The organism is Chitinophaga tropicalis, from assembly GCF_009758205.1.
Classification (GTDB): Bacteria; Bacteroidota; Bacteroidia; order Chitinophagales; family Chitinophagaceae; genus Chitinophaga; species Chitinophaga tropicalis.
This window is the reverse complement of record NZ_WRXN01000004.1, coordinates 379,194-404,716: the sequence shown is the minus strand read 5'-3', so window position 1 is coordinate 404,716 and position 25,523 is coordinate 379,194. Positions and strand designations below refer to the sequence as shown.

16 protein-coding genes are annotated in these 25,523 nt (G+C 47.2%); 10 read left to right on the top strand and 6 right to left on the bottom strand.

What is annotated here, in order from left to right; genetic code table 11:
• Positions 1–36 precede the first annotated feature (36 nt).
• The 3 genes from GO493_RS11990 to GO493_RS11980 form a co-directional block, all read right to left on the bottom strand.
• Positions 37–1,095 carry a response regulator gene (locus tag GO493_RS11990; protein WP_157306399.1) on the bottom strand — a complete coding sequence of 353 codons (1,059 nt, stop codon included), beginning with the start codon at positions 1,093–1,095 and terminating at the stop codon, positions 37–39.
• 16 nt (positions 1,096–1,111) lie between these two features.
• The gene (locus GO493_RS11985; RefSeq protein WP_157306398.1) at positions 1,112–2,362 is read right to left on the bottom strand and encodes a PAS domain-containing sensor histidine kinase; all 1,251 of its coding nucleotides are present in this window, start codon (positions 2,360–2,362) and stop codon (positions 1,112–1,114) included.
• Positions 2,363–2,476: 114 nt separating this feature from the next.
• On the bottom strand, positions 2,477–3,319 hold the full coding sequence (locus GO493_RS11980) for an alpha/beta hydrolase (RefSeq protein WP_157306397.1): 843 nt from the start codon (positions 3,317–3,319) through the stop codon (positions 2,477–2,479).
• A gap of 144 nt (positions 3,320–3,463) precedes the next feature.
• Here GO493_RS11980 and GO493_RS11975 point away from each other — a divergent pair, with 144 nt between their 5' ends.
• The 5 genes from GO493_RS11975 to GO493_RS11955 all read left to right on the top strand — a co-directional run bounded on the left by GO493_RS11975 (position 3,464) and on the right by GO493_RS11955 (position 7,645).
• Complete coding sequence (locus GO493_RS11975) at positions 3,464–5,443, top strand: glycoside hydrolase family 19 protein (protein WP_157306396.1); 1,980 nt, start codon at positions 3,464–3,466, stop codon at positions 5,441–5,443.
• A 102-nt stretch (positions 5,444–5,545) separates the two neighbouring features.
• A complete protein-coding gene (locus tag GO493_RS11970) occupies positions 5,546–5,929 on the top strand; it encodes a hypothetical protein (RefSeq protein ID WP_157306395.1) in 384 nt (127 codons plus the stop codon).
• Between the two features lie 367 nt (positions 5,930–6,296).
• A complete protein-coding gene (locus tag GO493_RS11965; RefSeq protein WP_157306394.1) occupies positions 6,297–6,803 on the top strand; it encodes an RNA polymerase sigma factor in 507 nt (168 codons plus the stop codon).
• Positions 6,784–7,041: a hypothetical protein gene (locus GO493_RS11960; RefSeq protein ID WP_157306393.1), complete on the top strand. Its 258-nt coding sequence runs from the start codon at positions 6,784–6,786 to the stop codon at positions 7,039–7,041. Before GO493_RS11965 ends, GO493_RS11960 begins: the two co-directional genes overlap by 20 nt.
• Positions 7,042–7,048: 7 nt before the next feature.
• Positions 7,049–7,645: a ClpP family protease gene (locus GO493_RS11955; protein ID WP_157306392.1), complete on the top strand. Its 597-nt coding sequence runs from the start codon at positions 7,049–7,051 to the stop codon at positions 7,643–7,645.
• Positions 7,646–7,651: 6 nt separating this feature from the next.
• Here GO493_RS11955 and GO493_RS11950 read toward each other — a convergent pair whose 3' ends face one another.
• Together GO493_RS11950 and GO493_RS11945 are read right to left on the bottom strand one after the other, a co-directional pair.
• Entirely contained in the window at positions 7,652–8,176 is a 525-nt protein-coding gene (locus tag GO493_RS11950; protein ID WP_157306391.1) for a GNAT family N-acetyltransferase, read from the bottom strand.
• Between the two features lie 122 nt (positions 8,177–8,298).
• Entirely contained in the window at positions 8,299–12,552 is a 4,254-nt protein-coding gene (locus GO493_RS11945) for a hybrid sensor histidine kinase/response regulator (protein WP_198315691.1), read from the bottom strand.
• Positions 12,553–12,838: 286 nt separating this feature from the next.
• Here GO493_RS11945 and GO493_RS11940 point away from each other — a divergent pair, with 286 nt between their 5' ends.
• The 5 genes from GO493_RS11940 to GO493_RS11920 all read left to right on the top strand — a co-directional run bounded on the left by GO493_RS11940 (position 12,839) and on the right by GO493_RS11920 (position 24,537).
• Positions 12,839–15,148, top strand: coding sequence for a glycoside hydrolase family 31 protein (locus GO493_RS11940; RefSeq protein ID WP_157306389.1), 2,310 nt, complete (start codon positions 12,839–12,841; stop codon positions 15,146–15,148).
• A gap of 1 nt (position 15,149) precedes the next feature.
• Positions 15,150–18,041, top strand: a complete 2,892-nt coding sequence (locus GO493_RS11935) for an exo-beta-1,4-galactosidase (protein ID WP_157306388.1) — start codon at positions 15,150–15,152, stop codon at positions 18,039–18,041.
• 8 nt (positions 18,042–18,049) lie between these two features.
• Entirely contained in the window at positions 18,050–19,591 is a 1,542-nt protein-coding gene (locus GO493_RS11930) for a sialate O-acetylesterase (protein WP_157306387.1), read from the top strand.
• A gap of 324 nt (positions 19,592–19,915) precedes the next feature.
• A complete protein-coding gene (locus GO493_RS11925; protein WP_157306386.1) occupies positions 19,916–23,038 on the top strand; it encodes a SusC/RagA family TonB-linked outer membrane protein in 3,123 nt (1,040 codons plus the stop codon).
• Positions 23,039–23,049: 11 nt separating this feature from the next.
• Complete coding sequence (locus GO493_RS11920) at positions 23,050–24,537, top strand: RagB/SusD family nutrient uptake outer membrane protein (protein WP_198315690.1); 1,488 nt, start codon at positions 23,050–23,052, stop codon at positions 24,535–24,537.
• Between the two features lie 209 nt (positions 24,538–24,746).
• Here GO493_RS11920 and GO493_RS11915 read toward each other — a convergent pair whose 3' ends face one another.
• A complete protein-coding gene (locus tag GO493_RS11915) occupies positions 24,747–25,511 on the bottom strand; it encodes a hypothetical protein (protein WP_157306384.1) in 765 nt (254 codons plus the stop codon).
• Positions 25,512–25,523 lie beyond the last annotated feature (12 nt).

Genomic DNA, 25,523 nt, shown 5'->3' with positions numbered 1-25,523 from the left:
AGGATGTGCATCAGCGCAAAAACTGATTTTTATCAGTTAATTTACCAGGTTGGCCAGCTTTTGTTCATTAAGGATCGTTATAACACCCTGTTTGATCTCCAGCAGCTTCTCATCACGGAAATCACCCAGCGTTCGTATCATCGATTCCGTAGCTGTACCTGCAATAGTGGCCAGGTTTTCCCTGGAAATATCTATAGAGAAAGGTTGGTCGGTAACGTGATGGTATTTCTTTTTCAGGAACAACAGCGCTTCCGCCACCTTCTTACGCAAAGAGCTGTAAGCCAGGTGCAGCAGTTGCTGCTCTTTTTCCGTGATATTCTTCGCCAGCAGTCGGATAAACTGTTGCGCCACTTCACGGTTATTGTTGATCAGTGTTTCAAAATCCTCTCTTGGAATAGCCGTCAGCTCACATGCCTCCAGCGCCTCTGCATTCTCCTGGTAATTGCTGCCTTCCAGCAACGCCACATAACCCAGGAACTCTCCTTCACTATATAGATTGGCCGCCAGTTCCTTACCGTCATTATTCACTTTATATGTCTTGATCTTTCCCTTCTGTATATAATACAGGCAGGTAGGACGGTTACCTTCCTGGTAGATCAGTTGTTTCTTCTTATAGCGGTCCGTATTACCCTCCTCCATCAGCTTTTTCAGAGGGTTAGTGCCTGTGGCTGTCAGTAGCAGTTGTTGTAATCCTTCCATATCTGCTGGTAATACCTGTTTTTTAAGAGCTGCTTTTTTAAGTCTTCCTTCCACCGCATTCAGCAGGTCCGTTCCGCTGAACGGTTTGGTAATATAATCGTCAGCGCCCATTTCCATACCTTTCCGGAAATCCCCTCTTTCACTTTTCGCCGTCAGGAAAATGAAAGGAGTATCCTGTACCTCTTCATGCTTCTGCAGAAGATGCAGTACACCATACCCATCCAGCACGGGCATCATGATATCACATATTATCAGGTCCGGTTTTTCTTCCAGGGCCAGTTCCACACCTATCTTGCCATTTTCAGCAGTAAGCACTTTGTAATTAGCCAGTTCAAGGATCTCAGCGGTGTTCTCGCGGATATCGTCATTGTCTTCTATCAGCAGTATTGTATTCATGACTTGCGCCTTTAAATTATGATTGCCTGAACGTTACTGTAAAGGTAGTGCCTTTATTCAGTTCGCTATTGCAGGTAATATTTCCATCCATCAGTTCAGCATACTTGCTCACAATGTGAAGGCCAAGACCAGTACCCTGAATATTACTTACGTTAGCACCCCTGAAGAACCTCTCAAAAAGATGTTGCTGGTCCTCACGGGATATTCCTATACCGGCATCTTTCACTTTCAATATTACACTATTTCCGGTATGCTCACTATGCACATTTATAACAGTATGTTTTCCAGAGAATTTGATCGCATTCCCGATCAGGTTCAGCATAATATGCTTCAGCAGTGAAGGGTCCAGCATTACCTGTGAAGACCCCGTATGAGTGTATGCTATTTTCTGCCCCTCCTGTACAATATCCTGCATCTCCTGTATAATGGAATTGATATGCGATTCAATATCAAAGTTAGTACGGCGTACCTGTACGCCACCTTCTTCGATCTTTCCCACTGAAAGAAAATCATTCAGCACTTCCGTAAGCAGGGTCACAGAAGAGATAATGCGCTGGATATGTTTGCTGCGTTTAGGTTGCTCAGCTTCTGTAGTATATTGATTAACAAGGAATGCTGATGAAAGGATAGTGCTGAGCGGTGTTCTGAACTCGTGAGATGCCATAGACACAAACCTCGATTTCAGCTCACTGAGCTCTTTCTCTTTATTCAGAGCCGTCATCACTTCTTCTTTGGAATGCTCTAATTGCTCTAATGCATTGGTTAGCTGGCTGGTACGTTCTGATATCTTCTGTTCCAGCTCATTATTTAATTTCTCGATCTTTTCTTCCGCCTTTTTTCGCTCCGTAATATTATTAATATAGGCTATCACAAACGATCCTTCTTCATGTTTATACTGGCTGAGGCTGATCTCCACCGGGAACTCCGAACCGTCCTTCCGGCTGGCATACAGGTCCAGCCCTATGCCCATAGGCCGGCTCTGCGGCCGGTTATTATAACCCTCACGGTGTCCCACATGCCTGCCCCTGAAACGTTGCGGTATCAGCTGCTCAATAGTAACTCCCATCAGCTCCTCCCGTTCATACCCGAATTGCTTTAAGGCAAAGTCATTGATCAGCACTATCTCACCTAGTTCGTTGGTAACAAGTATCCCGATGCTGGCAAAGTTGAACAGTGCTTCAAAGCGTTGTAATTCCTTATTATATTCTTTCTTATACAGGTTGTTGCTGTTGAGCATATCTTTCAGCTTATGGAGCCACTTCTTCATATTCATATACTTACCGTTGATAGAATCAGCGGTAAATATACTTTATGGCCTGTAAATTTCCTTTACAGGCTTATGGCATCTTATGACGATGGTCAATCCGTAAGCTGATTATGCTCATTTAACAGCCTGCTCCAGCCATCTGGCAGCCAGTAAGGGCCATACGTCTGCTGCAGGGTTACCCAGGCGTAAACCATAACCATGCCCGCCTTTTGCATAAAAATGCAGTTCAGCAGGTACTTTGGCGTCCCGCAGTGCGCCGGCCATTACCAGTGCACTGTTACCATAAGGATCGTCAGCAGTGGCAAAAAGGAACATAGGAGGGTTTTGGCTGTCTATTTTCAGCTCAGGGGTAATGGTCCTGTTTGCTCCCTGGTCCAGGTAGGCAGGATAGATCAGCACGGCAAAATCAGGTCTTGCACTGACAGCATCCGCCGCGTCTGTTTTAGGATAGGTCTCCTTATTATATAAAGTACTGGCCCTGGCGCTCAGGCTGCCGCCGGCAGAAAATCCCAGCACCCCGATCTTATCCGGAGAAAGCTTCCATTCTTTGGCGCCATGACGTACAATACGGATAGCCCGCTGTACATCCTGTAACGCACCTTCCTGCTTCTGCGGTACCCGGTATTGCAGCACAAAAGCCGTGAAACCCAGACCATTCAGCCATTTCGCTATCTCATACCCCTCCAGGTTGATAGCCAGTATCTGGTACCCGCCTCCCGGGCAAACTACCACAGCCGCCCCATTAGCCTTGCCAGGGTCAGGAGTGAAAACCTGCATGATAGGATCTGTGACATCCGTCAGCCTCGTTACCCCGCGACTGCTATCTGCCGTTGGGGTAGCGGGCTTTTTAGGAGATGATTCTCCCGGTACGGGCCCGTTCCATAAATGAATGATCTGGGAGAATGAAGACATATGAAAGAGCGTCATTAATAGTAATACTCCAAACAGAGATTTCATAACATTGAATTTATTAGCCTGGCCTTCCCTCGAAAAAGCAAATCTGTACACCCTCTAAAAATAAAAAAAATCTCACGTATAGGTTATATTTGTTACGACTCAAAATAATCATCGTACCGCCAGGTACACAACCCTCATTTATCTATGAAAGCAAAAACTGCTATCCTCCTTTTCCTATGCTGCCTGCTGGCAGCTCCCGTTATCAGGTCCCAGTCCATTTCAGATGTGATCAGCAGCGCAGAATGGAATGTGATCTTCCCGCACCGCTATAACCCGGACGACCGTACCGGCGGCGGTACCCTGCCCTCCACACCTGCAAAGGATTTCTACTCCTACAGCAACTTCACCGAAGCTGTACGCCGCATGTCAAACATTAAGATCATTACTGAAAGACGTTGCGCCACCAACGCCTACCGCCTCACCCGCGTAGACAAAACCACCGGCGCATCTGTAGTGATCCGTGAAGACGCAGATTTTAAATTATCTTCCGCCACTATCATCACAGAAACAGTAGATTATGCCACCTTCGCCGGCGATGGAGACCTCACCACCCGCAAAAGAGAACTGATGGCCTTCCTCGCAAATATCTCCCAGGAAACTACCGGCGGCTGGCCTACGGCCCCCGGCGGACAATACGCCTGGGGACTTTACTTCCGCGAAGAAGTAGGATATGAAGGCACTACCAACATCGGCTACCGTGATGAAACAAATACATTGTACCCACCAGCACCGGGTAAATCCTATCACGGCCGCGGCCCCATCCAGCTGAGTTACAATTACAACTATGGTCAGGCCAGTGAATTCATTTTCGGTAACAAAAATGTACTGCTTGCCAATCCTGAACAGGTAATAGCAGACGGTGTTATTGCCTTTGAAACAGGTATCTGGTTCTGGATGACACCTCAGTATCCCAAACTTTCCTGCCACGATGTAATGATCCCAGGTAAATGGACACCTACCTCCGCCCAGCAGGCAGGTAACCTGAAACCAGGCTTCGGCGCTACCGTCAACATTATTAACGGCGGAGTAGAATGTGGCAGCGGTACAGAGAATGCAAAAGTACTGGGTCGTATCGGGCATTACCAACGCTATACCGGTATCAAACAAGTAAGCCTTGAGCTGGACGGTGGCAATAATACCGCTAACTGCGGTTGCGCTAACATGGCGCGTTTTACCATAGACGCAACAGAATGCGCCAGCGTAACAGGACTTTCCTTTACATCGCCCGCCAATGGCATTATCAGCGTAACATCACTGTCAACTGTTACACTTAGCGTAGCAAAGAACGACCCTCGTAATGAGATCACACAGGTATATATCAAAATAAACGGCTTGCGGCTGGCAGGTACATCCGTACAATGGACACCCACCGCCTACGGCGCTTATACCGTTACAGCAGTAGGATTGCGTACCGGCAAAGACTCGGTAACCGCCACCGCTAACTTCACGATATGGAATAGCCAGACCTTCGAAGGCTGCGCAGGGCTTCCTGCCTGGGACGCTTCCAGGATATATACAGCAGCAGGTAACATAGTATTGTATAACAGTGTCGTATATCGCAACCAGTGGTGGGCTGGGAGCGGAGATGTACCAGGTACCAATACTACCTGGGCAGTTGTAGGTACGTGTAATGGCAATGGCGGTGATGGCGGTGGTACCGGCCAGCCTTGTGGCAATATTCCGGGTTGGACAACAGGTGGTATCTATACCGCTGGCACACAGGTAGCTTATGGCAATAAGATCTACCAGGCAAAATGGTGGACACAGGGGGATCAGCCGGATCTGAATACCGGTGATGGCAAACCATGGACCTTTGTCAGCAATTGCACAGCTACTGCCTCTGCTGTCAAAGCAGAAGCAGAAGTACTGACAGTATATCCCAATCCTGTGAGTGGCGATCTCCTGCAGGTAACCGTAAATAGCCCGGCTAAAGGGAAATTACTCGTTTCCCTGCTGGATATAATTACCGGCCGGCCGGTATTGCAACAGGTAGTTCCATCTATAGGAAAAGCACAGCGGCTTGGCCTGGATGTAAGTCACGTTCCTTCCGGCACCTGGATCTTACAGGTAACTTCCGGCTCAACCGGCAGGGTAGGGACTGCCAGGATTATAAGGATCAGGTAATACATATCACATAATTTAACAAGGGAACTGTAACCAAACGCTATTCTTGCGCGTTAATGTTACAGTTCCCTTTTTGATATAGGAACGTTTAAAATTTAATTTATGATAAGATCATTTAACGTGCTGGTGTTGCTGATGGCAATAAGCACATCAGCTGGCTGTAGCAGGAAAAACACCCCGGAACAGGATTGTCTGAAGTATGCAAATGCAAACGTAAGCCGCCTTGAAAAAGCTGACGACGGTACTACAACTGTCTATTTTCCTGTGAACAACGGCTGCGGACAGTTTAACAGATTCTCTGAGAAGAAAAGTGGTAATACACTTGTCATTACTGTTCAGGCTATCTATAAAGGATGTATGTGTACTATGGATATCCCTGAAAGGAAAGCAACCTACAAACTGAAAGAAACTAAGCCCGGCACCTATTATCTGAAGTTTGTGTCAGGAGAAAATACTTTTGAAGTAGATACTGTAGTAGTAAAGTAATAATATTAAAAAGGCCTGTCTTGTTTCGGTACAGGCCTTTTTATCAATCGTAACCCCAATACCCCAGAGCGCTTGAGAACACCATCTATAATAGCTTACCTGGCCATATTATCTAACATTTTTGGATAGCCGTATTTAGCTATAATGCGTTTGGCCTCCTCCGCTTTTTTAATAACATAAGGCTCCTGGCTGTAATCTCTTACAGAAGAGCAAACTTTTGCTGCTGGTATTGTATTCTTATCTTTTTTGAATTGGCCCCAAAAAAAATAGTATTACCGGATTACCGTAAATTTATTTACAAAAAAACAGGATCTCAGGGTGATATTCCCCTCTTTTCAGACACTATATATAAAACAATTCATCTGCCATGGAACAAAATGAAACGCAATGGCTCACTAATATTTATAAAGAGACCTTTCCCCTGGTTGCACATATGATACAACAACGGGGTGGAGACCTCGACACGGCGAAAGACCTCTTTCATGATGCCCTCATCATTTACCTGGAAAAACACAGGAATAATTCACTGGATATTCATGTATCTGCCAGCGCTTACCTGGCCGGGATCACCAGGATGCTATGGCTGAAAAGATATCGTAATAATAAACAGTACGTACCACTGGACGATCATCTCTCTATACCGGAAGATAAAGAACAGCAGGTTAAACCCCTGTTGCACCATCTGCGCACGGCAGGAAAAAAATGCCTGCAATTGCTACAGGCGTTTTACTATGATCAGCGCTCCATGCAGGAGATAGCAGAAACATTTCATTACAGCTCACCCCATTCTGCTACAGTACAGAAATACAAATGTCTGGAAAAAGTGAGGGAACAAATAAAACATGCAGATATTTATGAGGAAACAATTGCATGAAATACAGGATACAGACCGGTACATCCTGGATAAAATGACATCCCCGGAAAAATTGCTTTTCCAGGTAAAAATGATCCTCTCACCTGTGCTGAAAGAGAATGTACAGTTACAGGAAAAAGCACATCAGTTCATACGTTGGTCAGCCAGGGAAGAGCTGCGGGAAAAACTGGATACCATACATACTTTACTCATGAAGGACGCATCTTTCAGAGAAAAGATATCTTCCATTTTCAAATAGAAACTTTATGTTGATACCAACAGTATTAGACAGCTCTACACGGGGCGCATATGATATTTACAGCCTGTTATTGAAAGAACGTATCGTTTTTCTGGGCACCGCTATTGATGAACAGGTAGCTAACCTGGTCGTAGCACAGCTGCTCTATCTCGACAGCGAGAACCATTATCCCATAAGAATATATATCCAAAGCCCCGGCGGACATGTATACGCCGGCATGGCTATTTACGATACTATGAAAATGGTAAAATCCCCCGTTGCTACAGTCGCTGTCGGCTTTACCGGAAGCATGGGCACCTTCCTGCTTACAGCAGGCGCCAAAGGACAACGCTATGCACTGCCACATGCAACCATCCATATGCACCCCACCGGCGGAGGCGCCAAAGGATATACAGAAGATGTACGCATTGCCTATCAGGAACAGGAAAGATTGCAGAATAAAGTGTTCAGTATGATGGGTAAACACTCTGGTCATACAAAAGAAGAAATAGAAGAAACCTACCGCCGGGACAAGTTCATGACTGCCCTGGAAGCTAAGGATTTTGGATTGGTAGATGAAGTGCTGGGCGATGTGGATGATCTGCGCATTATAACAAATGCATAGAAGAAGCTACAATAACTCCTTCCTCATCTCCATAAAAGAGAACTCATCAATAGCAGATGATGACTTGTTGGAAAACGGCTCCAGCTTACCGGTAGGCACAAAACCTTTCCGCCGGTACCATTCCATCAACTCATACCGTTTATCTATAACAGTGATAGTAATAGAATTATATTGATGCTCCCGTGCAAAGCTCTCACTGAATTGTATCAACCTGGCGCCAATACCAGCTGCCTGTACTTTAGGTAAAACCGATAACATACCGAGATATAAAGTACCCTCTTTCTTTTCCAGCAACACACAACCCAATATAACACCCTGTGCATCAGAATATTTGAATATGTTTACAGATGGTCTGCTGATAAGATCACGTAAAATAGTTTCCGTAGTTCTTTGCCCCTCTACCAGGTGCCCTTCTGACGTCCAGCTCTTTCCCGGCTCTCCTTCATAAGCACTGTTAACAACCTGTGTTACAGCAGGAATGTCTGTTTCTGTAATGACTGATATACTGAGTGTTTCGCGCATTTGTTCCATGCGGGAAAAGTACAAAATTTTATAATCCCTTGAAAGCCGGTTATACTTCTCTCTGTTCTGAGATAAAAGAAAGCCGCCACTGATAACAAATGGCGGCTTTTAAACTGAAATATGTATCCCACTCACCCCGCCTTCACCTTCTTCAAATGCACACTGGGCGGTACTCCAAACTGGCTCTTAAAACATTTACTGAAATAAAACGGATCGCTCATCCCTACCTTATAAGCTACTTCAGCCACAGTATACTCCCCGGTATTCAGCAATTCAGCCGCCTTCTTTACCCGCACCAGCCGTATGTATTCATTCGGAGAATACCCCGTCAGTCCTTTTATCTTCTTGTAGAACAAAGTCCTTCCCAGCTTCATTGCCGCTGCAAATTCATCGACAGAGAACTGCGAATTATCCAGGTTCTTCTCAATCACAAGATTGATCTTCTCAATAAACTGCTGGTCTGCTTCATTCTCTGAAATATGCACGGCAAAGAACCCCGGATCATTGGCAAACCTTTTCCTGATCTTCTCTCTCTGTTCTATGATCCTGATAATATTGGTAAGCAGGAAGCGTGTACTGAAAGGCTTGGGTATATACGCATCCGCTCCCGCGTCAATACCCTGTAACTGATGCTCCCCGGAAGACAATGCCGTAAGCAGTACAATAGGAATATGACATGTCTGGAACTCGCCCCGTATCTTTTGTGTTACTTCAATGCCACTTAATTCAGGCAACATCACATCGCATACTATCAGGTCAGGCGCAAATGCTACAGCGGCTGCCAGCCCCTCCCGGCCATTAGCCGCAGTATGAATATGAAAATATTGACCGAGACGGGAGGAAAGATAACCACGGATCTCCGTATTATCCTCTATGATCAACACATTATATTTAGTACTGGGAGTCGGGATATCATCTGTTTCTGTATCTGTAATAAAAGCTGCCGGCATAACAGCATTTTCCATCTGCACAACAGCTATTTCTTCCTCAGAATATACAGCATCCTGCAAAGGCAACGTAAGGGTGAAAGTCACGCCGGCGCCTGTATTGTTGCTGAAAGAAATACTGCCTTTATGCAATTCAACCAGCTCTTTGGTAAGCGATAACCCAATACCGGTACCTGTAGGAGAGAAGTTCACCTGTGTGAATTTCTGGAATAGCAGATGCTGCCGTTCTGCCGGAATAGTAATGCCGCTATCAGATACTTTGATCTGCAATGTCTGCGATGCCTCATCTGTTATTACCTGTACATTGATCTTACCGCCGGCAGGAGTGAATTTATGTGCGTTGGAAAGAAGGTTGTACAACATCTTATCCAGCTTGTTGGTATCTATAGGAACAGTATAGGAGGGCACATTGCTGTCAAAAGATAAACAGATCTGCTTCTGTGCCGCCAGATCGCCAAAGCCATCACAGATATTCTCAACAAATGAAACCACTTCCGTTGGCGTCACCTGCAGCTGCATCTTTTTATACTGTATCTTACGGAAGTCCAGCAGCTGATCTGCCAGCCGCATCAGGTGCTGCACATGCCGCTGCATCATCTGCAGATGCTTATTCCCCTGTCTGACAGGAAGCAGCCCTTCCATAGCGCTCAGTATAAGTGACAACGGTGTACGGAACTCGTGAGAAATATCCGTGAAGAAATTAAGCTTATATTCAGTCAGCTGTTTTTCCACTTCCACTGCCTGCTGTAATCTGTGTATCCTTCTTGTTACATAGCGTATGCCCAGTACCAACCCGGTAATGAGCAGCAGGTATAATACAAATGCAATATTGGAACGCCAGAAAGGAGGCAGTACTTTTATTCTTACACTGGCTTCCTGCTTACTCCAGGAACCATCATCATTTGTTCCCCTTACACGGAATGTATATTCTCCCGGCGGTAGGTTACGGTAGGTAGCCACATTGTAACTGGCAGGCGTGTTCCACTCATCTTCATAGTTCTCCAGTATATAGGTGTATTTGTTCTTTACCGGATTTTTAAATGCCAGTGATGCGAAAGTGAGGCTGAATACTTTCTGCCCCGGCTCGAGTACGATCTCTTTGGTATTGCTGATAGACTCCTGTAATGTAGATACATTATTCCCCGCAATGTTAAAACCTGTGAGCAATACAGGTGCATCTTTCCGCTCTGTCTTCAGCTGTTGCGGATAGAAAGCATAAAATCCGTTCATACTTCCCAATAGTAGCTGTCCGTCACTTCTGCGCAGGCAGGCAGCTTCAGAGAATAGATTACCTAATGTATTGCTGGCAAAATAAAAGACCTCAAATGTGCTGTTGTCCGGGTTAAAGCGGGTAAGACCATTCTCCGTACCTATCCACAGGTTACCCCTGTCGTCTTCCTGCATGCCATTCACAATATCATGCGATAATCCGTTTTCTGTTGTATAAGTATAGAAGCTGGCAGCTTTACCTCCTTCCGCAGGTACAAACCGGCTAAAGCCACCGCCGGTAGTGCCTACCCAGATACGTCCCTTATGATCTTCGCAGATGCTCTTGATCTCGTTACTGGCCAGCCCCTCCCGGCTATTCACATCCGATTGATAGCTTGTATATTCCTGCTCATTCTGCAACAGCTTCTCAGGGTCAAATACCAGTAATCCGTTATTGGTACCGGCCCATATCCGGTTTTGCCTGTCCTGCAGTAAACAACGCACATATACAGGCACCATTTCATTCTTGAAGAACAGACGGGAAGAGAAAGAAGCGCCTCCGTTATAGGTAACAAGGTGCAGACCTCCGCCAAAAGTACCTATCCACATACGCTGGTGGTTATCCTGCAGAATAGCATATATCTGCTTATTCCCGTTGCTGCCCGGCCGGCCTTCCGCTATAGGGATCTCCTGCAGCTCAAAATGCCTGGCTGGCCGTTGCAGGGAATCTTTATGTACGATGTACAGACCTTCTCCTTTGGTGCCTATCCAAAGGTATCCTTTGGCATCCTCCTGCATACAGTAGATGTTGGCGCTCTGCCCGGGCAACAGGTGATCCAGGGTACGGATCTTTTCCAGGCGGCTGTTATACAGGTGAAGCCCCCCATTCCGGGTACTCACCCATAGCCGGTGATAGCTGTCCTCATAGATGCTTTTCACACTGTTGGCAGCATATCGGCCGCCGGTATTATCGTCAGGGAAGATCCTGCTCACCGCCAGCGATTGCGGCACCAGTTTATGTAACCCTGTATGCTCTGCACCTACCCATACCAGGCCGGTACGGTCTTCCAGTATGCTCAGTAAGTAGTTGGTACTGAGTCCCGAAGGATTATCCTGTTTGGAGATGAAATGTTGTAATTCCCCGGATGCCCGGTTGTAACAGAACAAACCTCCACCATAGGTGGTGATCCATGTATTATTACCTGCACCGCTGTAAAAAGCATACCGCTCTTCATCTATCCGCTGCATAACTGCCGGAGGTATCAGGTCCAGCTGCTTCAGCAGCTCCCGTTGTACATCATAGTACCAGATACTGCCTTTGTGGTTATTGACCCAGATGTTTTTCTGTTGATCAGACAGCAGGTCAGTACGGCCCTTCAGGTTACCTGCAGGCTGTAGTTGCCCGCTGCGCAGGTCACTGATATAAAGACCGGACTCCCTGGTGCTGAGCAGCAAACGTGAGTGAGGCAGCAGAGCGCCTCCCGTAAGCAGTATACCCGGAACAGGAATGATACGGAATGTGTTGTCATATACCAGTATGCCCTGTTGGCGGGTCAGGAAATATAACTGCCTGCCATCGGCTATTGCCTTGATAAAGGTCTCATTGCCACGGTATACCAGCTGCAGGTCCTGGTCAGGTGATGAGCGGAAAAGATTTTTCCCGGCGCCCACCCACGCATTTCCCTGGTGGTCTTCATAAATGAAATTCACCTCAGCATTACCCAGTAACTGTTCTTTATTGTATGCCCGGGTATGGAAAACACCCTTTTTCCTGGTGATACGTAAACAGCCATTAGCTTTGCCATATAACCAGATATCCCCGTTTTTAAACTCTTTGAAGCAATCATATTTTAATACAGTGCTGTCCGGCTGATACTCCACAAAAGATTCCAGCCGCGGATCAAAACAATGGAACCTGCCTTCCGTCGTCTTCACCCATATCATACCCTGTTTATCTTCATGGAGTTCCCGTATTCTGTTGTCACTGATAGAATGAGGATTGCCATATTCTGGCCGGTAAACAATGAACCGGCGGCCATCATACCTGTTCAGCCCATTTAATGTGCCTATCCAGATAAAACCTTTTCTGTCCTGTAGCAGACAGCGAACTGTATTCTGAGAGAGACCGTCATGGGTGGTCAGCTGTTCAAACCGGATGTTGTTGTCTGGGTCAGTACTAGGTATTTCATTGGCCCTTGAAGGGAGGATACCTGATAATAAAAGCGACAAACAGCCGCACAAGGTTAGGAGCCGTAGTTGCATAACGTTGTTTCTTTGCCGGCCGGTTAGGTGGCCCGGATGGAATTTATAAAGTATTGATCTTGGTAACAGCAATATATATAATTACGTTGGTTCGGCTGTCCTATAGTGTCAGCCGGACAATTTCCCGCACATTTTTCCAGTAAAAAATCAATTTGTACATGTTATCGCTACATTTTTACAGGCATTTTTACAATCTTCCATTTTCCGTTACTCGCCACGTTCATAGTTTTAATCGTCAATTTTAAAACACGTTATGTTAAGAAGGCTTCTCATGCTTATAGTTCTTTCCGGCATACTGCCGGCTGTAGCAAAAGGACAGGAATTTATACGGAACGGAAATGTACTGCAGATCGGTAATACCCGGCTGGAGTTTTGCACACCGGGTATGTTCAGAGTCAGTTATTCAACTCCCCTGGAAGAACCATGGATGGTGGTACGCTACAATTGGGAACCGGTATCCCTCCAGGTGACAGAAGAAAAAGACCAGCTCCTGGTCAAAACAACACTCCTGCAACTGAAGATGAGGAAACAGCCTTTCGGTATAGATGTTTATACTACCGACGGACAACTACTCTCTGCCGCAGGCAGGGAAGACAGCCACCTCCTCCAGCCGGACGAACATTTCTTTGGCTTCGGGGAACGTATGGACTTCCTGGACCAGCGGGGAAAAAAACTCCGCCTGGAAGTAGGACGCGGAAAAGGCATGCCGCATATCACAGGGGCCTATAACGTCCTGGCTGCCAACTACAGCCCCGTTCCCTTTTTTATGAGCACTAAAGGATATGGCATCTTCCTGCATACCTCCTATGCCTCAGATTGGGACATGGGCCATACCAACAAACACAGCTACTCTTTCCGGGCCACTGAAGGCCCGCAGGAATACTATTTTATCTATGGCCCCCGCTTTACCGGCATCCTGGAACAATATACCTCCCTCACCGGCCGCTCCCCATTGATGCCTTTCTCTGCCTTCGGCCTGCATGTAGGCACCTACAGCGGCGGCACCTGGGGACATGAAGAACTGACCTCCACCACTTACGTCCTGGAACTGGCCCGCCGCTTCCGGGAACAGGGCATCCCCATAGATATCCTTTTTCTTGACTCCACCTGGCGCCTCTTTGGTAAAAAAGGAGGTAAAGGAGCTACCTCTTACGAATGGAGGGAAACCTTCCACCAGCCCCGCAGGATGTTTGACAGCCTTTACGCAATGCATTACAGCATGGTAGGCTTACATATCCGTCCAAGACTGGACAACGGTAATTACCTCCGGCTGCTGGATACCGCCAATACCCTGGGATATACCTACCCGGAAGACAATAACCCTGGCGAGTTTATCAATTTCTTTGACAGTTCCGCCGTTAACTGGTGGTGGGACCACGCAGCCATGAGAGTAGCTGGCCTGGGAGCGAAATTCTTTAAAACAGATGAAGGCAGCGCCTTTGGCGGACTTGCAAACGAAAGCAGCAAGACCGGCCCCACCGGCCCCGAAGCCCGCCGCCTGCACAACATATTCCCTGTAGCATACGCAAAAGCTGCCTATGAAAAATTTGCAGCCCACAATCATACACGCGGTATGAATCATACCCGTGAAGGATATGCAGGTATACAACGCTATCCGTTCATTTTTGCGGGCGACTGGCCCAGTGAATGGCAATACTTTGAGCCGGTTATCAAAGCCGGACTGAACATTGGACTCTCAGGCGTTGGATACTGGGCGCACTGCATGGGCGGCTTCGAACACCCTGCCGATCCTGAACTCTACATCCGCTGGTGCCAGTTCGGTATGCTCAGTCCCGTAGCAATGCTTTTCGGCATGGACCACCCCGGCTACAAAGAACCATGGCGCTACGGCAAAGAAGCGTTGGCCATCTTCAAACAATATGATGAACTGCGTTATAGCCTGTTACCATATCTCTACAGCACCGCCTGGGAACAATATCAGAAAGGCACACCGCTGATGAGAGCCCTGGTACTGGAATACCAGGACGATGAGAACGTATACAATATCACCGACCAGTACATGCTGGGCAACAGCATTATGGTATGCCCCGTTACACAGAAAGGCGCTTCTACCCGTGTGGTATACCTGCCGGATGGAAACTGGACAGACTACTGGACAGGTAAGACCTACGAAGGTCATCAGCATCTGAACGTACTAACGCCGCTGGACAAACTACCTATCTTCATTAAGACAGGAAGTATCATCCCCTTTCAGCCGGTTATACAATATACAGGACAGGATCAGCCGGACAATATTATATTGGCAGTATACCCGGGAGCCGACAACAGTTTTGCATTGTATACTGACGATGGCAAAAGCCTGGAATACCAGCAGGGCAGCTATGCTGTTACTCATATTTCCATTAAAGGAGGTAGTATACAGATAAACAAACCGGAAGGCAGCTTCCAGCCCCGCTGGAAAACTTTCACACTGAAAGTCCATTCTCCTGAAGCACCATCCGCAGTAAAAACTGATGGCTCATGGCGTTATGACACACAGGAAAAATGTATTTACGTTACTGGTATCAGCGCCACCAGGGCCGCTACCATAGAAATAAACTGATATGAAAAAAGTATTGTTGATATCTTCCCTGTTCACTTGCTTACAGGTATCCGCACAAACACAGCGGGATACCATTTCCTTGCAGGGCACATGGCAGTTCCGGGAAGATCCGGCAGATAAGGGTATTACCGAAAAATGGTTTGCACAACAGCTGCCCGGTACCATCCGTTTACCGGGATCTATGACATCCAATAACATGGGAGATAACGTCACCATACATACTAAATGGACGGGCAGCATCTACGATAGTTCCTGGTACTTTAATCCCGCAATGGAAAAGTTCCGTCAGCCGGAAAAATGCTGGTTCCCCTTCTGGCTTACACCGGTGAAATATTACGTTGGCCCTGCATGGTACCAGCGCACTGTAAACATCCCCGATCAGTGGCAGCGCCGCCGTATTATCCTGCAGCTGGAAAGGCCCCACTGGGAAACTACTGTTTGGGTGGATAGCCATCCCGCAGGCATGCAGAACAGCCTGTGCACGGCACATGAATATGATCTCTCTGCTTTGCTTACCCCTGGAAAACATACTATCTCCGTCAGGATAGATAACCGCACGAAAGATATTAATGTAGGACCGGATTCTCACAGCATCACCGACCATACACAAGGTAACTGGAATGGTATGGTCGGACAATTACAACTCGTTGCCGGAGCTACCGTATGGATGGAAGATGTGCAGGTATTCCCCGATGTGGCTAACGGACTGGCAAAGGTCCGCCTAAAGATAGGAAAGGGTAATGCCTCATCTGTTGGCGGCAAAGTACGGCTTAAAGCATACAGCTTTAACAGCGGCGCCGGCAGGCAGGTGCCCCAGCTTGAAATACCCTTCTCACTGCAACAGGATACTACAACTGTAGAGATCAGCTATCCCATGGGAAAAGACATACAGCTGTGGGACGAGTTCAACCCGGCTTTGTACAATCTGACTGTAACCCTTATACGGGATAACGGAGAACAGCAAAGCAAACAGGTGCAATTTGGCATGCGCGATTTCAAAGCAGATGGTACCCGTTTTACGGTGAACGGCCGTCCTGTCTTTCTCAGAGGTACAGTAGAGAACTGCGTGTTTCCTTTAACCGGTTATCCTCCTATGGATGAATCCGCATGGATACGCATTTTTAAAATAGCAAAGTCATACGGCCTGAATCATATGCGTTTCCACTCCTGGTGCCCGCCGGAGGCAGCTTTCAGTGCTGCAGATAAAACGGGCTTTTACCTGCAGCCGGAAGGCCCCAGCTGGGCTAACCACGGCACTTCACTGGGAGATGGCTTGCCGGTAGATCAGTACATCTATGACGAAACCAACCGCATCACAAAAGCATACGGCAATCACGCCTCTTTCTGTATGCTGGCCTATGGTAATGAGCCCCGCGGTGGCAAACAGGCTGCCTGGCTGGGAAAGTTCGTTAACTACTGGAAACAGAAAGATAGCCGCCGCTTATATACCGGGGCCTCTGTAGGTATGAGCTGGCCCTGGGTACCTGAAAGCGAATTCATTGTCAAATCAGGCCCACGCGGACTGCGATGGTCCCGTCCGCCAGGTAGCTCATTCGATTATTATGATAAGATCAAAGAACAGAAGGTACCCTATGTAACCCATGAAATGGGACAATGGTGCGTCTTCCCCGATTTCAGGGAAATAAAGAAATATACCGGCGTATTCCGTGCTCATAACTTCGAACTTTTCCGCGAACATCTCTCTGATCAGCATATGGGCGCACAGGCAGAAGATTTTCTGAATGCCTCCGGAAAACTCCAGGTGCTCTGCTACAAAGCTGAAATAGAAGCCACCTTGCGCACACCCGGCCTGGCAGGCTTTCAGCTGTTGTCCCTGAATGATTACTCAGGACAGGGCACCGCACTGGTAGGCATACTGAACGCTTTCTGGGATGAAAAAGGATATGTAACAGCAGAGGAGTTCCGCCGCTTCTGTGCACCTACGGTATTGCTCGCAAAGATGGACAGGTTTGTATATACCAGCAGCGATACACTTTCTGCAAAAGTGGTGGCTGCACATTTTGGAAATGCACCATTACAACAGGTCAGCCCTTCCTGGCGCGTAAAGAATAAAAAAGGAGAGATAATAGCAAAGGGAATATTACCGGTTACAAACATTCCCCTCGGAGATAATATTTCTCTCGGAGAGATCAGCGTACCGCTGAATAGAATCTCTGCAGCAACAGCATTGCAACTGGAAGTAAGCCTTGATAAAACAGCTATCATCAACAACTGGCCGCTCTGGGTATACCCCGATACGCTGAACATGGCCGCAGGCGATGTCTACATCACCGATACCCTGGATGCTGCAGCACAGCAACGCCTTGACAAAGGAGGTAAAGTACTCCTGCTGGCAGCAGGAAAAGTGCAGAAAGGCAGGGAAGTGATACAATCATTCACACCTGTATTCTGGAACACTTCCTGGTTCAAGATGCGACCGCCACACACACTGGGTATCCTCTGTGACCCTGCGCATCCGGCCTTTAAAAATTTCCCGACAGAATATCATAGCAACTATCAATGGTGGGAACTGGTCAACGATGCACAGCTCATGGAACTGTCTTCCTTCCCCGCCACATATAAACCCATATTACAGGGCATAGATACCTGGTTCCTGAACCGGCGGCTGGGAATGATTCTGGAAGCTAATGTAGGTAAAGGCAGATTGATAGTGACAAGCCTTGATCTCAACAGGAAGCTGGAAACCCGCCATGCAGCAGGACAGCTGCGTTACAGCCTGCTGCAGTACATGTCCTCCGCTGCATTCAAACCTGCGGCAAACATTCCGCTTGCCGCCATACAGGAACTGTTCGCTCCACAGACAATAAAAGGCGTCAACATGTATACAAAAGACAGCCCTGATGAACTGAAACCTAAGAAAACAGATAAATAGATCCACATATGAAACTGGTATCCATGTTACTTTTATTATGTATCATCACAACGTTGCAGGCTGCCATACGGCTTCCTTCGGTAATTGGCGATCATATGGTCTTACAGCAGCAGACAAAAGTACAGCTCTGGGGCTGGGCAGAACCCGGTGAAAAGGTGACTGTCATTGCCGGCTGGGACAAGCATACTGTCAGTGCCGTTACAGGAAAAAATGGCCGCTGGCAGTTACAGCTGTCAACAGTAAAAGCAGGAGGCCCGTATACCATCACAATAAAAGGGAATAATACCCTGCAGATAAATGATGTATGGCTGGGCGAAGTATGGCTTTGTTCAGGTCAGTCTAATATGGATATGACAGTAGCAAGAGAAGACCGTTACTGGTGTGGTGTGTACAACGAAGAACAGGAAGTAGCTACTGCAAACTACCCGGAAATAAGGGTCTTTGATGCAGCACTTACCTTAACAGATACCGTTCAGCAGGATGTTAAGGGTATGTGGGAGATCTGTTCTCCCACTACCGTGGGCCATTTTTCTGCAGCCGCCTATTTCTTTGCCAGGAACCTGCAACAGCATCTTAAAGTTCCCATCGGTCTTGTTACAACAGCTTACGGCGGGAGTACCGCAGAAGCCTGGATACGTAGAACGGCGCTGGAAAAACAACCGGATTTCAAAGTGCTGTTAGATGACTATGCTAAACGTAAGTCTGTCTACGATACCAGCAGCTTTACCCGGCAGAAATATGCAGCTGAATTTGAGAAATGGTCGCAGGCAGCCATTACAGCGAAAGCGGAAAAAAAAGATCCACCCCGGGAACCCCGGAATCCTGACCCCGAAAAAGACCAGCACAGCCCTTCTGTATTATATAATGGTATGGTAGCTCCACTGGCGCCATATACCATTCGCGGGGCCATCTGGTACCAGGGAGAGTCCAATACCAGCAAACCCGGTATTTACCGCCACCTGATGGAAACACTGGTGGCCGACTGGCGGGAGATATGGCATCAGGGAGACTTTCCCTTCTTTTATGTGCAACTTGCAAATCATGGTAAACCGGATACGGCAGTCGTAAGCGAAAAGGGAGTTGTACTGGTCAGGGAAGCGCAACGGCAGAACCTCAGCATAAAGAACAGTGGTATGATAGTAGCTATAGATAATGCCAATCCCGAAAAGCCCCGGGATATTCACCCGAAGAATAAACAGGCAATAGGACTCAGGTTAGCTTTACTGGCACGGGGAAAAGTCTATGGTGAGAAAATAGAATACAGCGGGCCTGTTTACACGCACATGAAAACAGCAGGTAATACACTTGTTCTCTTCTTTGATCATGCGGATGGTCTGAAAACTATTGGCAGTAAACTGGAAAGTTTTGCCATTGCCGGAGAAGATAAACAATTCCTTCCCGCCGATGCATATATTGAAGGGAATACTATTGTTTTATCGAACCAACATATAAAGCATCCCGTCGCTGCCACATACGGCTGGGCGCCTAACCCGCCGGCTAATTTGTATAATGGAGCAGATCTTCCCGCTTCTCCGTTCCGCACCTTTTAACCAGTTTATCTCTGGCTGGCCGCAGGCCAGCCTCCTCTCTCAAAAGAAAAGGTTTCGCCTTCGGCGAAACCTTTTCTTTTGAGCAATTCCTCACATCAATAACACGTACATATTTCCATACAATTGTATATTCTTCCATTCCCCCACAAGCCCCTGAAAAATAATTTCGCATCAACCAGGGGGGACCTTAACATGGAACAACAGCAACGCATAACCCGGCTAAAGAGGCTCGAAAAACTGCTTATTATTTTATTCATCACTGCCTGCGCGGCAATTGCCTGGCTATTTCTATTCCAGTAAGTCCCTCCTTTAAAAATCAACGTTATGAGGAAACTATTACTTGTCAGCATGCTTATGCTGCTACTGCAACCCACCTTTGCCTTCCAGAAGAGCCTTACTGTGGGAAAGATCCTGGACGCTCAGGACCAGACGCCTCTTATCGGTGTAAGCGTTCGTGTAAAGAATGGTAAAACCGGTACCACTACAGACCAGAACGGGAAGTTCTCTTTGGCAGCTCCGGAAAATGCCTCTCTCGTCATTACCTACCTGGGCTATGACACAAAAGAAGTAAATGTAACCGGCCCGGAACTACTGATCAGTTTGTCTAAAAACAACCAGGGACTGAACGAAGTAGTGGTCATCGGTTATGGCAGCGTAGCTAAAAAGAATGTAGTGGGCGCTGTTGCATCCATTGGTGAAGCTCAGATAAAAGACAGGCCTATCACAAGGATAGACCAGGCCCTGGCAGCACAGATGCCGGGGGTACAGGTGCAGTCTGTATCAGGCACTCCCGGTGCCGCCCTGCAGATCCGGGTACGTGGCGCAGCCTCCGTCTCGGGAAGTAACGACCCTCTGTATATAGTTGACGGAGTGCCGGTAGATGACCTGGGAGATATCGACCCTGCTACCATACAATCTGTCGATGTCCTGAAAGACGCTTCTGCCGCAGCTATCTACGGTGCCAGAGGCTCCAACGGCGTGGTACTGGTCACAACGAAGAAAGGTAAGTCAGGCAAGCCACGTATCAGCTTCTCTGCAAACTTTGGCAGACAGGAAGCAGAACAATTTGTTGATATGATGAGCGCCAGAGAATGGATCCGGTTTAAGAAAGACCTGATAGATTCCTCCTGGGTGGCAAGAGGCCGTTCACAGGGTAAAAATTACCAGGCCTCAGATAACATGAATTTCCGCGCGGCAGAATTAGGCGGTACTACCGCCAACACCCATGCCCTGGCCAATACTACTTATATGTACGATCCCTATTGGGAACTGGGCACAGACAGCCTGGACTATGTGAACTGGCAGGATGCCTTCTTCAAACCTGCCTACATGCAGAAATACAATCTCGCAGCCTCCGGCGGAACAGAAAGCGTAAGCTACCTCATGTCAGGCGAATACCTTGACCAGGACGGCCTTGCTGTCAACACGGGTTATAAGCGCTATACCTTCCGCTCCAATATGGAAGTAAAGCTGAGTGATATGGTAAAGGTAGGCCTGCAGCTCTCACCTTCTATTTCATGGAACAAAGGAGCTGGTATTGATGGCCGCAGCGGTATCGGCCCTTCCGTAGCAGGTACAGCGCCCATCCAGGAGAAAGGCGTGGGAGTGAGGTCCGGTTCCATAGGCACACCAGCTTACCGCTGGGTTGCAGACCAGATCAGCCCCGTATCCGTAATGGAAGAAACACTTAACCAGACAGAACTCGTAAAGTTACTGTCCAGCATTTATCTCAACGCCACACTGGCAAAGGGGTTACGCTTTACCGTAACCGGCGCCTGGAACAGCAGCAGCAGCGATTATAAATACTATCAGCCTACCTCCGTTACTTCAGCCCGCAGAACGGCGGCAGAAGGATCGCAAAGCACCGCTACCAGGAGAACGGCACGCAACCAGTATTACCTCTTCCAGTCGTTGTTCAACTACGACCGCATCATTCAGAAGCATGAATTTAACTTCGTAGCCGGCGCATCCACAGAATCCAATAACAACGCAGCCACTACACAAACCAACAAGCAATTTGCCAACGATAACCTCTATACCTTTGATATAGGTTCCTCTACGGCCACCGCTACAAACGTGACAGAGTCCAAACGTACGCTGGCCTCTTTCTTTGGCCGTATCAACTACAACTATAACAGCCGCTATCTTTTGTCAGTCAGCTTCAGAGGCGATGGTTCCTCCCGCTTCGGACAAAACTCCAAATGGGGCTACTTCCCCGCTGTATCAGTAGGATGGCGTATCAGCGACGAGTCTTTCATGAGCGGTATCAAACATATCTTCAACGATTTTAAGATAAGATATAGCTGGGGGATTGCAGGGAACGACAGGATAGGGGGCGACTATCCTTCCGTAGGATTGGTCTCAACCACCAACTACGCTTTCGGGGAAACACAGGCTCAGGTGACCGGCTTCTCCGTAACCAGCATCACCAACAATAACCTGCGCTGGGAAAAGACAACCTCCAACGATGTTGGCTTTGACGCCGTTGTGCTGCACGACAGGGTTTCCGTATCGTTCGATTATTATAACAAACTTACCCGCGATCTGCTGCTCAGCGTGCCCGTAGCCCGCTCCACCGGTTTTGCAAGGGAGAATGCCAATATCGGTTCTGTAAGGAACTGGGGGTATGAAGTAAACCTGAACTCCAGGAATATTACCAGGAAGGACTTTTCATGGGAAACATCCCTTAACTTCTCCTACAACAGGAACAGGGTAGAAAAGCTGAATAACGACAATACTCCTATCTATACCGGTTGGGAAAGTACAGTGAAAATAGCAGTTGGAAGGCCCTTATACACTTATGTATTATACGACGCCATCGGTGTATACAATACGGAAGACAAGCTGAAATCACTGCCCAAAAGGACCAACACCATTTTAGGAGATCCCGTTTATCGCGATGTGAATAAGGATGGTACCATAGATACGAAAGACATGACAGAAGTAGGTCATCCTGACCCGAATTACACCTGGGGTATGACCAACCGTTTCAGCTATAAACGCTTTGATCTCTCCCTTCTTTTCCAGGGCCAATGGGGTAACCAGATCTTCAGCATGTTTGGCCGGAACATTGATCGTCCCACTACAGGCCTGGGCAACTACAACGCTAAAAAAGTATGGGTGAACCGCTTCCGCTCTCTCGATCAACCCGGCGATGGTAAGACTCCCCGCATAGATGCCACCACCGCCAGCGTTTACGATACAAGATGGCTGTACTCCGGCGCCTTCTATAAGATCAAAAATCTGACTGCCGGATATACCTTCCGCCCCGGTATCATCAAAGGTGTGAACCAGGCAAGGCTCTATTTCAGCGTTGATAATTTATGGATGAGCGATAAGTATACCGGAGGCTATTCACCGGAAGCCTTCCAGTATGATTACCTGGCAGACTGGTCCAGCTATCCTACTGCACGTACTTACAGCATTGGTATTAACATAGGTTTATAAAAATGAAAACAATGAAACGTTTACATATATACGCAGCACTCTTATTACTGATCATCACTTCTTCCTGTAATAAGGATTTTCTGGATACAGTACCTATCTCCAATCAGTCTGAGACTGGCTTCTATAAAACAGAGAATGATATAATGCAGGCTGTCAGCGGAGTGTATAATAAACTCCTGGGCTTCCCCGATGTGAACAACATCTATCTCTCCGAATGCAGGTCCAGCAATTATTATGTAGACAGACAGGATGCCGCCAGAGACTATTTCAGTATCTCCGCATTTGAAGTAACACCTGCCCTGGGTACCTTGCAGACAGCATGGACGAACGACTATGAGCTGATAGAACGTGCCAACCAGGTGCTTGACAGGATCGATGATATTCCTTTCTCTGATACTACTAAAAGAAGCCGGCTGAAAGGAGAATGCAAATTTCTCCGCGCGCTTTCCTACTTTGAGCTCGTAAAAGTTTTCGGTGGAGTACCGCTCATAGATAAAGTGGTTTCTTCCCAGGAAGCACTGTCATACGGCAGGGTAGGGGCAGATACTATCTATAATTTCATTGTAAAGGAATTGACAGAAGCAGCCATCTTATTACCGAAGTCATATACAGGTGCAGATAAAGGAAGGGCTACAAAATGGGCAGCACTTGGCTTGCTGGGTAAAGCTTATCTCTATATGGCTGGTTATCCGCTGTTGAAAACAGAGAATTATGCAAAAGCAGTAACCGCTCTTAAAGAAGTACTCAATGCAGAGAACCAGGCAGATGGCTGGAAGTTTGCCGCTACCTATGCAGAGATATTTAAGACCGCAAGTGATAATAAATATTCCCTCTTTGAAGTACAATATCTTTCCGGCGGTAAAGGACTTGGTAACCCCGTTCCGGGAGAAGTGATCCCATTGGATATGGATACCAAAATTACCCCCTATGGTTCATACTATATGCAGGGTTTCCCTTCTGACGATCTTATTAATAGTTTTGAAACGGGAGATAAACGCAAGTTCGTCATACTTGATACTGTATACCGTAACCGTTCCGGTGTAATGACCAAACGTAATTACTTTAAGAAATATCTTGATTCTACAGCGGCATCTTCTATTCTCAGCAGCTCAGACTGGGGTATTAACTTCCCTTTATTACGCCCGGAAGATGTAATGCTTATGTATGCAGAAGCCGTGAACGAAACCGGCGGGCCAACAACAGAAGCTGTAACCCTGGTAAACCGCATCCGCACAAGGGCCGGCCTGGCAACAATAGATGCGCCTTCACAGACTGATTTTAAGCTGATCATTGAAAGGGAGAGAAGACATGAACTGGCATGGGAAGGTCAGTATTGGGGAGACCTGGTAAGAACAGGACGTTGCCTGGATGTAATGAATCCATGGTTACAACAGAATTACCAGATCAATATGGATGCGAATAAGTTTATTTATCCTATTCCTCAATCTGAAATACAGATCAAACCCGGCCTGTACACACAGAATCCCGGCTACAATTAATCGGTCGAAAATTCAATCTCCATCATAAAAAATAGCCGGCCGCAGGCCCAATCACTTTAATAAAAAGCGCCGCAGGCCCCTCCAAAAAAAATCGCTTTTGCCGAAGGCAAAAGCGATTTTTTTTGGCATGTTCTCTCCCCACTAATTCAAAAATAAAAGGGATGAAGCATCACGCTCCATCCCTCTGTTCTTCCATCTTATCCCGCAAACTAATAATTGTATCCTTTCCTCTTAAACAACCACAAATTCCTCCAGCCATCACCCTGCTCAACCAACGTCAGCTCATTCTCATTCAATGTCACAATAGAATAAGTGATCTTCTTACCCAAACTGATATCACTCCCCGTAATCTTCAACGTCTTATTCAACGTATCCAGGTCAAAACGCGCAGCAGTACTCACACCATTATGTGTAAAAGTAAAATTCTTGGCGCCATTCAGATCTAACTTCATCTCATCATTCTGCACACCCTGACTGGTCAGGTAAGCCAAACCATTCACCCACCATTCAGGCTTGGTCGCAGTACCAGGACCATTACCATAACAACCGCCCCCAGGAGCATCAATCGCCCATACCCAGGTCTTGCCAGCCTGGGCGTCGGTCAGCAAATTCCACATAGGACTTGAAAAATAATCCGGGTCGTTCTGTGATACGGTTATGTTGGTACTGTCTCCCAGCACTCCACCATGTGTATACACGCTGTAATGAATGGTATAAGTACCTGCAAATGGCAGGTTGATAGTGTCTTTCTGTTTCTTGGAATAACCCCCGGTAAAGTCCCAGTAATGTAAATAAACATTCTGTGTAAGACCTTCCAGCATTACTATATTGTCATGTCCTGCCTGCTGAGTAACAGAGAACTTTACATCTGACTGGGCAATGCTCGGACCGGGAAGACTTTCTTCATCTTCCTTTGTACACGATACCATCCAGGTAGATAATGCAAGCAGGGATAAGGTGATAAGCTTTTTCATGTTGCAGTTTTT

Coding starts and splice junctions, on each gene's coding strand:
- GO493_RS11990 (WP_157306399.1), bottom strand. CDS start 1,095: ATGAATACAATACTGCTGATAGAAGACAATGACGATATCCGCGAGAAC.
- GO493_RS11985 (WP_157306398.1), bottom strand. CDS start 2,362: ATGAAGAAGTGGCTCCATAAGCTGAAAGATATGCTCAACAGCAACAAC.
- GO493_RS11980 (WP_157306397.1), bottom strand. CDS start 3,319: ATGAAATCTCTGTTTGGAGTATTACTATTAATGACGCTCTTTCATATG.
- GO493_RS11975 (WP_157306396.1), top strand. CDS start 3,464: ATGAAAGCAAAAACTGCTATCCTCCTTTTCCTATGCTGCCTGCTGGCA.
- GO493_RS11970 (WP_157306395.1), top strand. CDS start 5,546: ATGATAAGATCATTTAACGTGCTGGTGTTGCTGATGGCAATAAGCACA.
- GO493_RS11965 (WP_157306394.1), top strand. CDS start 6,297: ATGGAACAAAATGAAACGCAATGGCTCACTAATATTTATAAAGAGACC.
- GO493_RS11960 (WP_157306393.1), top strand. CDS start 6,784: ATGAGGAAACAATTGCATGAAATACAGGATACAGACCGGTACATCCTG.
- GO493_RS11955 (WP_157306392.1), top strand. CDS start 7,049: ATGTTGATACCAACAGTATTAGACAGCTCTACACGGGGCGCATATGAT.
- GO493_RS11950 (WP_157306391.1), bottom strand. CDS start 8,176: ATGGAACAAATGCGCGAAACACTCAGTATATCAGTCATTACAGAAACA.
- GO493_RS11940 (WP_157306389.1), top strand. CDS start 12,839: ATGTTAAGAAGGCTTCTCATGCTTATAGTTCTTTCCGGCATACTGCCG.
- GO493_RS11935 (WP_157306388.1), top strand. CDS start 15,150: ATGAAAAAAGTATTGTTGATATCTTCCCTGTTCACTTGCTTACAGGTA.
- GO493_RS11930 (WP_157306387.1), top strand. CDS start 18,050: ATGAAACTGGTATCCATGTTACTTTTATTATGTATCATCACAACGTTG.
- GO493_RS11925 (WP_157306386.1), top strand. CDS start 19,916: ATGAGGAAACTATTACTTGTCAGCATGCTTATGCTGCTACTGCAACCC.
- GO493_RS11920 (WP_198315690.1), top strand. CDS start 23,050: ATGAAACGTTTACATATATACGCAGCACTCTTATTACTGATCATCACT.
- GO493_RS11915 (WP_157306384.1), bottom strand. CDS start 25,511: ATGAAAAAGCTTATCACCTTATCCCTGCTTGCATTATCTACCTGGATG.